At 39.4% G+C, this 14,158-nt stretch carries 14 protein-coding genes, 1 tRNA gene and 1 rRNA gene (1 of these 16 cut by a window edge); all 16 read left to right on the forward strand.

From position 1 onward, the window contains the following. The first annotated feature begins 90 nt into the window (after positions 1-90). Positions 91-1,542, forward strand: a complete 1,452-nt coding sequence (locus BO15_RS0105825) for an NAD(P)/FAD-dependent oxidoreductase (RefSeq protein ID WP_033153208.1) — start codon at positions 91-93, stop codon at positions 1,540-1,542. Then, entirely contained in the window at positions 1,542-2,807 is a 1,266-nt protein-coding gene (locus tag BO15_RS0105830; RefSeq protein ID WP_033153210.1) for an NAD(P)/FAD-dependent oxidoreductase, read from the forward strand. Before BO15_RS0105825 ends, BO15_RS0105830 begins: the two co-directional genes overlap by 1 nt. Positions 2,808-2,820: 13 nt before the next feature. After that, positions 2,821-3,186 (forward strand): DUF1667 domain-containing protein, encoded by a 366-nt coding sequence (locus BO15_RS0105835; protein ID WP_033153212.1) that lies wholly within the window; start codon positions 2,821-2,823, stop codon positions 3,184-3,186. 102 nt (positions 3,187-3,288) lie between these two features. Further along, complete coding sequence (locus tag BO15_RS0105840) at positions 3,289-4,353, forward strand: acyltransferase family protein (protein WP_033153214.1); 1,065 nt, start codon at positions 3,289-3,291, stop codon at positions 4,351-4,353. 17 nt (positions 4,354-4,370) lie between these two features. Further along, positions 4,371-6,527, forward strand: a complete 2,157-nt coding sequence (locus tag BO15_RS0105845; RefSeq protein ID WP_033153216.1) for a Tex family protein — start codon at positions 4,371-4,373, stop codon at positions 6,525-6,527. 260 nt (positions 6,528-6,787) lie between these two features. Next, the gene (locus tag BO15_RS0105850; protein ID WP_033153218.1) at positions 6,788-7,294 is read left to right on the forward strand and encodes a YcxB family protein; all 507 of its coding nucleotides are present in this window, start codon (positions 6,788-6,790) and stop codon (positions 7,292-7,294) included. After that, positions 7,291-7,722 (forward strand): tRNA (adenosine(37)-N6)-threonylcarbamoyltransferase complex ATPase subunit type 1 TsaE, encoded by a 432-nt coding sequence (gene tsaE, locus BO15_RS0105855; protein WP_033153220.1) that lies wholly within the window; start codon positions 7,291-7,293, stop codon positions 7,720-7,722. Before BO15_RS0105850 ends, tsaE begins: the two co-directional genes overlap by 4 nt. Before the next feature lies 1 nt (position 7,723). Beyond that, positions 7,724-8,434 carry a tRNA (adenosine(37)-N6)-threonylcarbamoyltransferase complex dimerization subunit type 1 TsaB gene (gene tsaB / locus BO15_RS0105860; protein WP_033153221.1) on the forward strand — a complete coding sequence of 237 codons (711 nt, stop codon included), beginning with the start codon at positions 7,724-7,726 and terminating at the stop codon, positions 8,432-8,434. Then, positions 8,434-8,874 (forward strand): ribosomal protein S18-alanine N-acetyltransferase, encoded by a 441-nt coding sequence (gene rimI, locus BO15_RS0105865; protein WP_033153222.1) that lies wholly within the window; start codon positions 8,434-8,436, stop codon positions 8,872-8,874. The genes tsaB and rimI overlap by 1 nt, the downstream gene beginning before the upstream one ends. A gap of 23 nt (positions 8,875-8,897) precedes the next feature. Continuing rightward, on the forward strand, positions 8,898-9,809 hold the full coding sequence (locus BO15_RS0105870; RefSeq protein ID WP_033153223.1) for a ribonuclease Z: 912 nt from the start codon (positions 8,898-8,900) through the stop codon (positions 9,807-9,809). A 1-nt stretch (position 9,810) separates the two neighbouring features. After that, entirely contained in the window at positions 9,811-10,395 is a 585-nt protein-coding gene (locus BO15_RS0105875) for a DUF6715 family protein (protein ID WP_033153225.1), read from the forward strand. Next, positions 10,385-11,410: a tRNA (adenosine(37)-N6)-threonylcarbamoyltransferase complex transferase subunit TsaD gene (gene tsaD / locus BO15_RS0105880; RefSeq protein ID WP_033153229.1), complete on the forward strand. Its 1,026-nt coding sequence runs from the start codon at positions 10,385-10,387 to the stop codon at positions 11,408-11,410. The genes BO15_RS0105875 and tsaD overlap by 11 nt, the downstream gene beginning before the upstream one ends. Before the next feature lie 2 nt (positions 11,411-11,412). Beyond that, complete coding sequence (gene ispD, locus BO15_RS0105885) at positions 11,413-12,102, forward strand: 2-C-methyl-D-erythritol 4-phosphate cytidylyltransferase (protein ID WP_033153230.1); 690 nt, start codon at positions 11,413-11,415, stop codon at positions 12,100-12,102. Between the two features lie 137 nt (positions 12,103-12,239). Continuing rightward, a tRNA-Ser gene (locus BO15_RS0105890) sits at positions 12,240-12,325 on the forward strand. Positions 12,326-12,413: 88 nt separating this feature from the next. After that, a complete protein-coding gene (locus BO15_RS0105895; protein ID WP_033153232.1) occupies positions 12,414-13,436 on the forward strand; it encodes a threonine aldolase family protein in 1,023 nt (340 codons plus the stop codon). A 482-nt stretch (positions 13,437-13,918) separates the two neighbouring features. Then, a 16S ribosomal RNA gene (locus BO15_RS0105900) occupies positions 13,919-14,158 on the forward strand; it runs 1,291 nt beyond the window's last position.

Below are 14,158 nucleotides of genomic sequence, written 5' to 3' on the forward strand. Positions count from 1 at the left end.
TGGTATAGAAACGCATTTACGATGCGTCTCTTTGCCAACTCTTTTTTATATGAAATCTTAGTGAAGGATTAGAAAGAAGGAGTAGATAATATGTATGATGTAGTAATCATAGGAGCTGGCGTTTCAGGTAGCTCCATTGCAAGAGAGTTATCAAGATACAATGCAAATGTATGTGTCTTAGATAAGTGCAGTGATGTTTGTGAGGGGACAACAAAAGCAAATTCAGCCATTGTTCATGCTGGATTTGATGCAGCAGAGGGATCATTGATGGCCAAGTTAAATGTTCGAGGCAATGAGATGATGGACGAAATCTGCAAGGATTTGGATGTTCCATTTAAGAGAAATGGTTCTATGGTAGTTTGCATTCACAAGGAGGCATTACCAGGACTTCAGGACCTTTACGATAGAGGTGTAAAAAATGGTGTAAAGGGTCTTAGGATTTTAACCAGAGAAGAAGCACTTGAAATGGAACCAAATCTTTCAGACAACGTTGAAGGCGCTTTATATGCTCCAACAGGTGGAATCATTTGCCCATTTAAGCTCAATATTGCAATGGCAGAAAATGCAAATGTTAATGGCGTAGAATTCAGATTTAACACTGAAGTTGAAGATATCAAAAAAGGTGAAGATGGAATGTGGCATCTTCGTACAAACAATGGTGAATACATCACAAAGTATGTTGTAAATGCTGCTGGTGTATATGCTGATAAGTTTCACAACATGGTTAGTGCAAAGAAAATTCATATCACTCCAAGAAGAGGTGATTACTGCTTGCTTGATAAAGAAGCTGGAAATCATGTTACACACACAATTTTCCCTCAGCCAACAGACCTTGGTAAGGGTGTTCTTGTTACACCAACAGTACATGGCAACTTGTTAGTTGGGCCAACAGCAATTGATATTGAAAACAAAGAAGGGGTAAATACAACAGGAGAAGGAATCGGCGACCTTATTGCAAAGGCAAATGATCATGTAAAGAACCTTCCAATGAGAAAAGTTATTACATCCTTTGCAGGACTTAGAGCTCATGAAGACGGCCATGAATTTATCATTGGCGAAGTAGAGGATGCTAAGGGATTTGTTGATTGTGCAGGAATTGAGTCTCCTGGACTTTCAGCTAGTCCAGCAATTGGAGAGATGGTAGCTGATATTCTTAAAGAGGCAATGAATCTCACAAAGAAAGAAAACTGGGTGGGAACACGTAAGGATATTTTAAATCCTGAGAATCTTACTCTTGAAGAAAGAAATGAATTAATTAAGAAAAATCCAGCTTATGGAAATATCATCTGCCGTTGCGAATCTATTTCAGAGGGCGAGATTTTAGATGCAATTCACAGACCTCTTGGTGCTCGCACACTTGATGGTGTAAAGCGTAGAACAAGAGCAGGAATGGGAAGATGCCAGGCAGGATTCTGCTCACCAAAGGTTATGGAAATTATCCACAGAGAGTTAGGTCTTCCTTATGAGGAGATTACAAAGAGTGGTGGACAATCAAAGATTGTTACACATCGTACAAAGAACCAGAAGGGAGGCAATCAGTAATGCTTAATTATGATATTGTTATCGTTGGCGGAGGCCCAGCAGGACTTGCAGCAGCAGTAGCTGCTAGAAACGCAGGTGTAGATAAAATTCTTATCCTTGAAAGAGATAAGGAATTAGGAGGAATCTTAAATCAGTGTATCCACAATGGTTTCGGACTCCACACGTTTAAAGAAGAGCTTACAGGCCCTGAGTATGCATATAGATTTATTGAAAAGGTGCTTGATGCAAAAATCGAATATAAGCTGAACACCATGGTAATGGATATCTCTGAAGATAGAGTAGTTACAGCTATGAGCAGAGAGGATGGAATGTATCAGATCAAGGCTGGTGCAGTTATTCTTGCAATGGGATGCCGTGAGCGTCCTAGAGGAGCTTTAAACATTCCTGGTTACAGACCAGCAGGAATATTCTCTGCAGGTACAGCTCAGCGTCTTGTAAATATCGAAGGATATATGCCAGGACGTGAGGTAGTTATTCTGGGCTCTGGTGATATCGGACTTATTATGGCACGCCGTATGACACTTGAAGGAGCAAAGGTCAAAGTAGTTGCAGAGCTTATGCCTTATTCTGGTGGATTAAAGAGAAATATCGTTCAGTGTCTTGATGACTTTGGTATTCCACTTAAGCTTAGTCACACAGTTGTAGATATTGAAGGAAAAGAACATCTTGAAGCAGTTACAATTGCTCAGGTAGATAATCATGGAAAGCCAATTCCTGGAACAGAGGAAAGATATACATGTGATACGCTTCTTCTTTCTTGCGGATTGATTCCAGAAAATGAGTTATCAAGAAATGCAGGAGTAGAGATGAGTCCAATTACAAGTGGACCTATTGTAAACGAGTCACTTGAAACAAACATCCCAGGCGTCTTTGCCTGTGGAAATGTTCTTCATGTACATGATCTTGTTGACTATGTTTCGGAAGAAGCTGATAGAGCGGGACAGAATGCAGCAAAATTCATCAAGGGTGAGCTTGCTGATAACGGTGGAGAAGAAATTGAAATCGTGGCTACAGAAGGTGCTCGCTATACTGTTCCTTCAACAATCGACCTTGGAAGAATGGATGATAAACTTACTGTAAGATTCAGAGTTGGCGCTGTATATAAGGATTCATATGTAAGTGTATATTTTGATGATGAGCGAGTAATGCATAACAAAAAACGTATTATGGCTCCTGGAGAGATGGAACAGGTTATCTTGCTTAAATCTAAGCTAGAAGAAAAGCCTGGTTTAAAGAAAATTACAGTAAAGATTGAAAATGAGTAAGGAGGGGCAGAAAATGGAAAAGAGAGAGTTAACATGTATTGGCTGCCCAATGGGATGCCAGATTACAGTAGAATTAAATGATGGCGAAGTTGTATCGGTGACAGGTAACACATGTGGCATTGGTGATAAATATGCAAGAAATGAAGTGACACATCCTGAGAGAACAGTTACATCTACAGCTGTTATTCTTGGAGGAGATAAGCCAAGAGTTTCAGTTAAAACTGCAAGCAATATTCCAAAGGATAAAATTGATGATGTTATGAAAGAAATTGATGCAGCCGTTATGAAGGCTCCTGTTCACATTGGCGATGTAGTAGTTAAAAATGTATGTGGCACAGGCGTGGATGTTGTAGCAACTAGAAATGTTGAGGCAGTATAATCCGGCTCATGCTTATAAAGAGAAAGCAAGTGGTTTATCCACTTGCTTTTTTATATCCACATTGCATATACTAAACTAGATAATTTAAGTTAGGAGTGTTTTATGAAAAAGCGAATCATAGGACTTGATATTCTTAGAGTCATTGGAGTAATCTTTATTTTTTGCTATCACTTTACGGTGGACTATATTTACAGAGGAAATGGAACTGATTCCATAATGCCAGGCATTAATTATTTCTTTAATGTTATGGCTAGACCAGCCAGTCTTTTCTTGTTCATAATCTCGGGTTATGCCCTTATGTACAACAAGGAGGATACCATTTCTCTTAAACAGTATTATCTTAAACGATTTAAGGGATTATACATTCCTTTTTATGTAGCATACACACTGATGACATGCTTGTATTTCTTTGTAAATAATGGAATTACAGCTTCATTTGTACAGCCATGGAAATTCATTTATACCATATTAGGCATTGATGGAATGATGTTCCAGGTTGAGGCCAACTTCTACCTTATTGGTGAGTGGTTCATGTCTTGTATTGTTATTTGTTATGCAGTGTATCCATTGCTGGCATGGCTTCTCAAAAAAGCAAAATTCATCACCCTTGCAGTTCTTTTGATTATTAGCAATGTAATGCTTTTTGTTTACAATCCATTCCAAATAAATGTACTGATGAATCCTCTTTTTGTTTTAGTTTATTTCTACATTGGAATGCTCATGCATGAAACAATAGGAACCAAGCAAATCCCTACATGGACTAAGTGGGTTTGCCTTGTCATAACAGTTCTCATTTGGGGTCATTATTTAGTGCAGGGCTTTGCGCCTGAGTCTGCGTTGTTCATGCTTTCAGCTGAAGCGGGAGAAATCGCATTTGCGATATGGTCAGTTGCTATGATTATTGGCCTTCGCGATGTTACTCTCAAGGAAGATGGCAGAATGTATGCAGCAGTTGCTTATATTTCAAAGATTAGCTGGTGTGTTATTTTGGTACATCATGCATTAATTGGGCTGTTCTTCTCAACAAGAGATGTTCAAGGATATACAAGCAAGGATTTGTTTGTTGCCTTTATTATGATGGTTCTTTTAAGTTGGGGCGGAGCAGAGCTTGTAATAAAACTTTCAGCAAAGGTAAATGCTTTTCTATTTCCAAAGAAGGCAAAATAATAAAACAGGAGTACAACATGGATATTACTAAACAGATAGCATCAGAGCTTCAGGTTAGACCAGCTCAGGTAGATGCAGCAATTAAATTATTGGACGAAGGAAATACAGTCCCTTTTATTTCTCGATATCGTAAGGAAGCTACAGGAGGTCTTAATGACGAACAGCTTCGTACACTTTCAGAAAGATTAACGTATTTACGTAATTTGGAAGAAAAGAAAGCCACTTGTTTAGCATCGATTGAAGAGCAGGGGCTTCTTACAGAAGAGTTAAAGAAAGCTATTCTTGAAGCAACAACACAGGTTGCTGTTGATGATTTGTATAGACCATACAGACCAAAGCGCCGTACAAGAGCTACTATCGCAAAAGAAAAAGGATTAGAGTCACTTGCTAATATCATCATTCTTCAGATGACCAACAAATCTCTTGAGGAAGAAGCTAAGGCTTTCCTCAATGAGGAAAAGGGTGTTGAGACTGTAGAAGATGCAATAGCTGGAGCTTGTGACATTATTGCAGAAAGCATTTCAGATGATGCAGATTATCGTACCTGGATTAGAGAGAAGACTTTCAAAAACGGTCGAATTATCTCTAAGGCGAAGGACGCCGAAGCAGAATCGGTATACGAAAACTATTATGATTATGATGAGGCAATTGCAAAGCTTCCAGGTCACCGTATTCTCGCTTTAAACCGTGGTGAAAAAGAAAAGATTCTCAAGGTCTCTATCGAGGCTCCTGTAGAGGATATAATTAATTACCTTTCAAAGAAAGTAATCAGCAAAGATAACGTAAATACGAATGAAGTTTTGAAAGCAACTATAGAAGATGCATACACAAGACTTATTGCGCCTTCTATTGAAAATGAAATCAGAAACAACCTTACAGAAGTTGCAGAAGACGGAGCTATCAAGGTATTCGGTAAGAACCTTACACAGCTTCTCATGCAGCCTCCAATTGCAGGTCGTAATGTCCTTGGTTGGGACCCTGCATTCAGAACTGGTTGTAAAATTGCCGTAGTAGATGCAACGGGAAAGGTATTAGATACAACAGTTGTATACCCAACAGCTCCTCAGAACAAAGTAGAAGAGACAAAGAAAGTAATAAAAGCACTTATCAAAAAATACAATGTTTCTCTTATTTCTCTTGGAAATGGTACTGCTAGCCGTGAATCAGAGCAAATCATTGTAGATATGCTAAAAGAGATTCCAGAAAAGGTTGAGTACATCATTGTAAACGAAGCTGGTGCTTCAGTTTATTCTGCAAGTAAGCTTGCCACAGAGGAGTTTCCTAACTTTGATGTTGGACAGCGTTCTGCTACATCTATGGCTCGCCGTCTTCAGGATCCATTGGCAGAGCTTGTAAAAATCGACCCTAAATCAGTAGGTGTAGGTCAATATCAACACGATATGAATCAAAAGAAGCTTGATGAGACACTTGCAGGTGTCGTAGAAACTTGTGTTAACGCGGTTGGTGTAGATTTAAATACTGCATCAGCATCATTGCTGGAGTATGTATCAGGTATCAACAAAACTCTTGCAAAGAACATTGTTGTTTACCGTGAAGAAAATGGTAGATTCAATTCAAGAGCGGAGCTAAAAAAGGTTCCAAAGCTTGGACCTAAAGCCTTTGAACAGTGTGCCGGTTTCATGCGTATTATCGGAGGAAAAAATCCTCTTGATGCTACAGCGGTTCATCCAGAAAGCTATGATGCGGCAAAGGCTCTTCTTGAAAAGCTTGGTTTCGATACAAAGGATATTGCAGCAGGCACTCTTAAAGATATTCACAAGAGTATTAATAATATCAAAGAGTTATCCACAGAACTTGGCATTGGAGAGATGACTTTGGAGGATATCATAAAGGAGCTTGAAAAGCCAGGAAGAGATCCTCGTGAAGATATGCCAAAACCAATCCTTAAGAGTGATGTACTTGAGATGAAAGACCTTAAGCCAGGAATGCAGCTCAAGGGTACTGTCAGAAATGTAATTGATTTTGGCGCATTTATTGATATCGGAGTGCATCAGGATGGCCTTGTTCATATTTCTCAGATGACAGATAGATATATCAAGCATCCTTTGGAAGTTGTATCTGTAGGCGATATTGTTGACGTTGAAGTCCTTTCAGTGGATGAAAAGAAGGGCAGAATCAGTCTTACAATGAAGCTTGGAAAGAAAGATAAGTAACAAATTATTTTGCAAGGGGTAATCATATACATAAATGATTATGTCAAATTGTGGTAATTGTACAAATTGTATCAATAGAAGCTATATTATATTGACAATTATAACTAATACTCCTATACTCTACTTTAGTTAGAGAAAGTAACAGTCAGTTTGCTTTTTAGGAGAAATGGGTTAGAGCGAGTCGTTAGGGGTTTCGGCTTGCTCTATTTTTTTGCGCAAAAGTATGGTAAAATATCAAAAAATAGGGAGATTTTGGGATTATGGGACAGGAAATTACATTTAGCGTAAAAATCAAAGAAGAGGATTTATATCGCTACAATATCCATCACGCATATACCAGCACACAGGGAATCTTTTCAATAGTTCTTTTTGTGCTTTTAGTGGCAGTTTGGATATTACGTTTCTCAGTTTTATCACCAATATACAGAGTGGCATATCCGCTTGTAGCAATAGTTTTTTTACTATACATTCCTATGACTCTCAAGATGAGAGCTAAGGCCCAGATGGCTCAGAAAGTATTTATGCATCCTCTTACATATCGCTTCACTGACACAGGCATAGTTGTCAGTTCACCGGTATCTGAGGAGGATTCGGAGCTTCCATGGGAGTACATCTACAAGATTTCCACTTGGAAGGATTATCTCCTTATTTACAGCAACAGGATTAATGCCTATATTATCCCAAAGGAAGATATAGCCAGCCAATATGAAGATGCTGTTGCATACATCAAAACTCACGTAGAGGATTATAAGATTCAAATAAAATGATTGAAGTAATAGAAACAAATTCACCAGAAGAAACAGAAAAGCTTGGACGTAAGCTTGCTAGCGAAGCTAGTCCTGGTCAGGTATTTACCTTAATCGGTGATTTGGGCGTTGGCAAAACAGTCTTCACCCAGGGCTTTGCAGATGGTCTTGAAATAGACGAAGCAATCTGTAGTCCTACATTCACTATTGTTCAGGTCTACGACACAGGACGCTTGCCGTTTTATCATTTTGACGTATATCGTATAGGCGATATCGAAGAAATGGATGAAATCGGATACGAGGATTACATCTATGGAGATGGTGTCTCTCTTATTGAGTGGGCTAATCTTATCACCGACATTTTGCCTGAGCATTACACTCAGGTCACAATAGAGAAAAATTTAGAAAAAGGATTCGACTATCGCAAAATTACGATAGAGCAAATATAGTATGAAGATATTAGGAATTGACGGTTCTGGGCTTGTTGCTTCAGTTGCCGTTGTAGAGGATGATAATTTAATTGGTGAGTACACTACAGGGTACAAAAAGACTCATTCTCAGACTCTTCTTCCAATGCTTGATGAGCTTGGCAAGATGATTGAGTTAGATTTAAACACTATCGATGCCATTGCAGTGGCTGCAGGACCAGGTTCTTTTACAGGTCTTCGAATTGCATCGGCAACTGCAAAGGGATTAGGCCTGGCTTTGGGATGCCCAATAGTTTCTGTCCCTACAGTTGATGCTATGGCTTTCAACCTATGGGGCCAGTCAGGGCTTATATGCCCTATCATGGATGCTAGAAGAGGACAGGTATACACAGGCCTTTACTCTTTTGATCAGGATGGACATTTCAATACTATTCACAGCCAGTGTGCGGTGGATTTTCAAGTAATAGCAGAAAAGATAAACGAATTACAAATGCCAGTTACATTTATAGGTGATGGTGTTCCTGTATTCAAGGAGGAAATACCAAATCTCATAAAGGTTCCATTCCGATTTGCACCTGCCCACCTGAACAGACAGCATGCAGCATCAGTTGCAACTTTGGGCCAGATATACTATCAAAATGGTGAATGCGAGCCAGCGGCTGATCACAGACCTGATTATCTCAGATTGTCACAGGCAGAGAGAGAGCGCATGGAAAAGGAAGGGAAAGCTTAATGGCCTTTGAATATAGACATGCAACATCAGCAGATTTGCAGGCTATTTTTCAAATAGAAGAGGCGGTTATGCCTACACCATGGTCTATGAAATCTTTTCAGGAGGCGTTTGATTCTGATTATTCATTGATTATGGTTGTCACAGAAAATGATATAATCTGTGGCTTTTCGGTTTTATACATAACAGCACCAGAGGCTGAACTCCCAGACATTGTAATAGATACAAAGTATCAGGGAAAAGGCCTTGGAAAAGGATTGTTGGAATACACCATATCTGAGGCTCAAAAAAGAAATGTTGAAACTATATTTTTAGAAGTTCGAGTTTCAAATACTCCAGCGCGTAATCTTTATCAGCGTTTTGAGTTTGAAGAAATTGGAAAGCGCAAATACTTTTATTCAAACCCAATAGAAGATGCTATTTGTATGTCAAAGAGCTTGTAATAAGGGTTATAGAGGATTTATAAATGTTAGATGTTTGTTTGTTGGGAACGGCTGGCATGATGCCGCTTCCTAATAGATGGTTAACTTCTTGTCTTATGAGATTCAATGGTGAGGGGTTACTTATAGATTGCGGTGAGGGGACACAGGTGGCTCTTAGAGAGGCAGGCTTTTCGCCTAATCCTATTTCTATTATCTGTCTTACTCACTATCATGCAGACCATGTCAGTGGTTTACCTGGATTTTTGTTATCCATGGGCAATTCTGACAGGACTGAGCCAATTACAATTGTTGGTCCAAAGGGGCTTGAAAGGGTGGTTAATTCACTTAGGGTTATCGCACCTGAGCTTCCATTTGAAATACATTTTCATGAAATTACAGAGCCTGATGAACGTTTCGAGATAATGGGTTATCACATTCACGCGTTCAAAGTTAATCATAATGTGCTATGCTATGGATATACGATAGATATACCTAGAAAAGGCAGATTCGACGTAGAAGGAGCAAAAGCATTAGGCTTGCCGGTTCAGCTGTGGAACCCATTACAAAAGGGGCAAACAGTAGAATTCGAAGGAAAAACATTCACCCCTGACATGGTTATGGGCGAGGCTAGAAAGGGCTTGAGGGTCACATATTGTACTGACACAAGGCCTACACAATCACTGGTAGAAGCAGCCGAGGGCTCGGACTTGCTTATCTGCGAAGGAATGTATGCTGAGGAAGAAAAGCTTGCAAAAGCTCGTCAGAATAAACACATGACATTCTATGAAGCAGCAAAGGTCGCAAAGGATGCTCATGTATCTGAGCTTTGGCTTACACATTTTTCCCCATCCATGACCGGGCATAAAAGATATATGAAAGCTGTCTGTGATATTTTTCCACAGGCACAATTGGGAGAAGACGGCAAGTTTATAGAACTTGATTTTTCGGAGGAGTAGGATGAAAAAGGTACTGCGAATAGGAATAGCGGTAATCTGTATGGTTTCTCTTGTAGTGGGATACTATGCTTATTTGTCACGCCGCAATGATTCTGTTTCCGCAGATGATAGTGTTGAGCTGTCAGAGGTACAGGCAATTATTTCAAAGGATTTTGATAAGAATTACCCTGCTACACCTCGTGCAGTGGTTAAATGGTACAATAGAATAATTACAGCCTACTATGCAGAAGAGTTTACTCAAGAAGAGCTTGAACAGATGGCGGATCAGGCTAGAAAGCTTATGGATGATGAGTTGTTACAATACAATCCAAAAGATACCTACATTGCGTCATTAAATCTTGAAATAGAGGATTATCATAATCGTCAAAGAGTTATCGTATCGAGCTCTGTTAGTGAGTCAGGTGAAGTTCAGTATAAAAAGATAAATGGCTATGAGTGTGCTTTTGTTTCAGCGTATTATTTTGTACGCGAGGGAAGTTCGTATACTCGTACATACGAAGATTTCTGCCTGAGAAAAGATTCAGATGGTAATTGGAAGATTCTTACATGGAGGCTGTCCACAGAGGACGAAATAAATGGATACTAAAGAAATAAAAATTCTTGCAATAGAAAGCTCTTGCGATGAAACAGCAGCAGCTGTTGTTGTTAACGGAAGAGATGTTAGAAGTAATATCATATCTACTCAGATACCACTTCATACACTTTATGGAGGGGTAGTTCCTGAGATTGCATCCCGCAAACACATAGAAAGAATTAATCAGGTAATTGAGCAGGCATTAGAAGAAGCTGATATGGGCTTGGAAGATATGGACGCAATTGCTGTCACATATGGTCCAGGCTTAGTTGGTGCGTTACTTGTTGGCGTTGCAGAGGCTAAAGCAATAGCGTTTGCTACAGGCAAGCCTTTAATTGGCGTTCATCATATCGAGGGCCACATTAGCGCCAATTACATCGAAAATAAGGAACTCAAGCCACCATTTTTATGCTTAGTGGTTTCTGGGGGTCATACCCACCTTGTTCGAGTAGAGGATTATGGTAAATACGAAATACTTGGACGTACCAGGGATGATGCTGCAGGCGAGGCGTTTGATAAAGTAGCTCGAGCTATCGGACTGGGCTATCCAGGTGGCCCTAAAATCGAAAAAGCGGCTCATGAAGGAAATCCTCATGCAATTACATTTACACGCCCAAAAGTATCGGATGGAGTCTATGACTTCTCGTTCAGTGGACTTAAATCTCAGGTACTTAACTATATAAATGGCGCTCAGATGAAGGGTGAGACAGTTAACGATAAAGATATTGCAGCGTCCTTCCAGCAGACGGTTATTGATACGTTATGCGAACATGCCGCCATGGCTATTGATGAATTTGGCATGGATAAGTTTGCTATAGCTGGAGGCGTAGCATCCAACCAGACACTTAGAGCAGCCATGGAAGAGATGTGTAAAAGTAAGGGCGTAGAATTCTATCATCCATCACCAATTCTTTGTACAGATAATGCGGCAATGATTGGTGCTGCTGGATATTATGAATATTTGGCAGGCAGAAGGGATAGTTGGGATTTAAATGCTATCCCAAATCTTAAACTGGGAGAAAGATAACAATGAATAAATTTACAGCGATTGTACTTGCAGCAGGTAGTGGTAAAAGAATGGAACAGGAAGTTCCTAAGCAGTATATGAATATAGGTGGAGCCCCACTTATGTCTCATTGTCTTCGTACATTCCAGAAAAGCAAGGTTACTCAAATTGTACTTGTAGTGGCACCAGGTGATGTAGAAAAGTGCCGTAAAGAAATAATTGAAAGATATCACATAGATAAGTGCATTGCTATCGTTGAAGGTGGAGAGGAGCGTTACGATTCCGTATACGCAGGTCTCAAAGCTATCAATGATGGTTATGTTTTGATTCATGATTGTGCAAGAGCATTTGTTACAGAGGATATAATCCACCGCTGTATGTCGGCTGTTGCTTTATATGAGTCATGTGTTGTAGGTATGCCTACAAAAGATACAATCAAGATTACAGATACACATAGAAAAGTATTAGATACACCTGATAGAAGCACTGTATGGACCGTTCAGACACCACAGTGTTTTGAATACAACCTTATTAGAGGCGCATACGATAAAATTATGCCTAATGCAGACCCATCAATCACTGATGATGCTATGATGGTAGAGATGGCAACTGACCATGATGTACACATGATTCAGGGGTCATATATGAACATAAAAGTGACTACTCCAGAGGATGCAACCTTCGGAGAAGCAATACTTAGAAACCACCATTAAAAACATACAGAAAAGTACGATAAAATGCGGCGTTGTCACAATTTTCTGAATTCAAGGATTTTCAAAAAAACTTACGATTTTTTGTTGACATCCATCTTATAGGGTGATATTATACATAACGTGCTCGAGAGATGCATGCAGAGGTATCGAAGTGGTCATAACGAGGCGGTCTTGAAAACCGTTTGTCCGCAAGGGCGCGTGGGTTCGAATCCCACCCTCTGCGCTGGATAAGGCAATCACGAAAGTGGTTGCCTTTTTTGTTATATTCATTTATATATTAGTGTTAGCCAGATGTATAAAGGAGGAATGTTATGCTTTACTTTCAATGTGATTATGCGCAGGGGTGTCATCCTAATATTTTAAAGGCTCTTGGAGAAACAAATATGCTTTCTACTTCGGGTTATGGAGAAGATCCATATTGTGAATCTGCAAAGGCAAAAATAAGAGACTACATTAATTGCCCTAATGCTGATATATATTTCTTAGTTGGTGGTACACAAACTAATCAAACAGTTATTGACTCTATGCTACAAAACTATGATGGTGTTGTAGCTGCAGCAACTGGTCATGTTGCAGTGCATGAAGCAGGTGCAATTGAATATAGTGGACACAAGGTTATAACTCTTCCTGGTCATGCAGGAAAGATTTATGCTGATGAATTAAAGCAAATGCTTGCAGATCATTATGCAGACGGGAGCTGTGAACATATGGTTAATCCAGGAATGGTTTATATATCATATCCAACTGAGTATGGCACATTGTATTCTAAAGCAGAGATGGAGGCTATTTATTCTATATGTAATGAATATGAGATACCTCTATTTATAGATGGGGCACGTTTAGCATATGGACTTGCTGCCGCAGACGATATGACTATGGCAGATATTGCTAAACTATGTGATGTATTTTACATTGGTGGAACAAAAGTCGGTGCTCTCTTTGGTGAAGCAGTTGTATTCACAAAGAACAATACACCTAAACATATGATTACTCAGATTAAACAGCATGGAGCTCTTCTTGCTAAGGGTAGATTGCTTGGTATTCAATTCGTAGAACTGTTTACTGATGATCTATATATGTCTATGGGAAGAAATGGTGTTAAGTGGGCAGATTCTATCAGAGAAGATTTGAGGGCGAAGGGTTATACATTATATATGGAAAATCCTACTAACCAGATTTTTGTTGTTATGGATAATGCCAAGCTAGAACAACTTAAAGAAAATGTGGTTTATGACTTCTGGGAAAAGTATGATGAAGCTCATACTGTTATTAGAATTGCAACCAGTTGGGGAACTACAAAAGAGGATGTTGAGGCATTGAAAAAAATCTTGTAAAAGTTTGCAAAAAGTTGTTGACACCAAAAGGGCTGTTTGATATTATAAACAAGCTGTCGCATGAGCGAAAAGCTCCGCTAAAACAGCGGCAAAAAATAGTAAAAAATGCTTGACAAAAATCAACGCAGATGATACTATTTACAAGCTGATTCGAAAGAGTCACAGCCCTTGATTTTTCAAAGAAAATCAAGAAAAACAAATAAAAAAGTTGTTGACAAAACAACAGCATCGTGATAATATAAACGAGTTGCTGCTGAGGGCAACAACAAAGCGAAGATTGATAACTGAACAGTGAAACAAACCTTGAATTAATACAAGTTTTTATATAAACATGTATCCTTGAAATTCATTTAAGTTTCTTAATGAAACGAAACCTTTATTAGTAAACAAGTCAGTTTTATACTGATTCGGAATTAAACTTTTTAAATGTAGCAAGCAAGCTTGCTACTAGCACAGTCCCATCTTCGATGGAACTGTGCGTCTAACATGAGAGTTTGATCCTGGCTCAGGATGAACGCTGGCGGCGTGCTTAACACATGCAAGTCGAACGAAGCAGCTTATTACGATCCCTTCGGGGTGACGATTTGTTGACTGAGTGGCGGACGGGTGAGTAACGCGTGGGTAACCTACCTTGTACAGGGGGATAACAGTTGGAAACGACTGCTAATACCGCATAAGCGCACGGTATCGCATGATGCAGTGTGAAAAGTTTTTCGGTATAA

It is taken from the genome of Pseudobutyrivibrio ruminis HUN009 (genome assembly GCF_000703005.1).
GTDB classification, from domain to species: domain Bacteria; phylum Bacillota; class Clostridia; order Lachnospirales; family Lachnospiraceae; genus Pseudobutyrivibrio; species Pseudobutyrivibrio ruminis_A.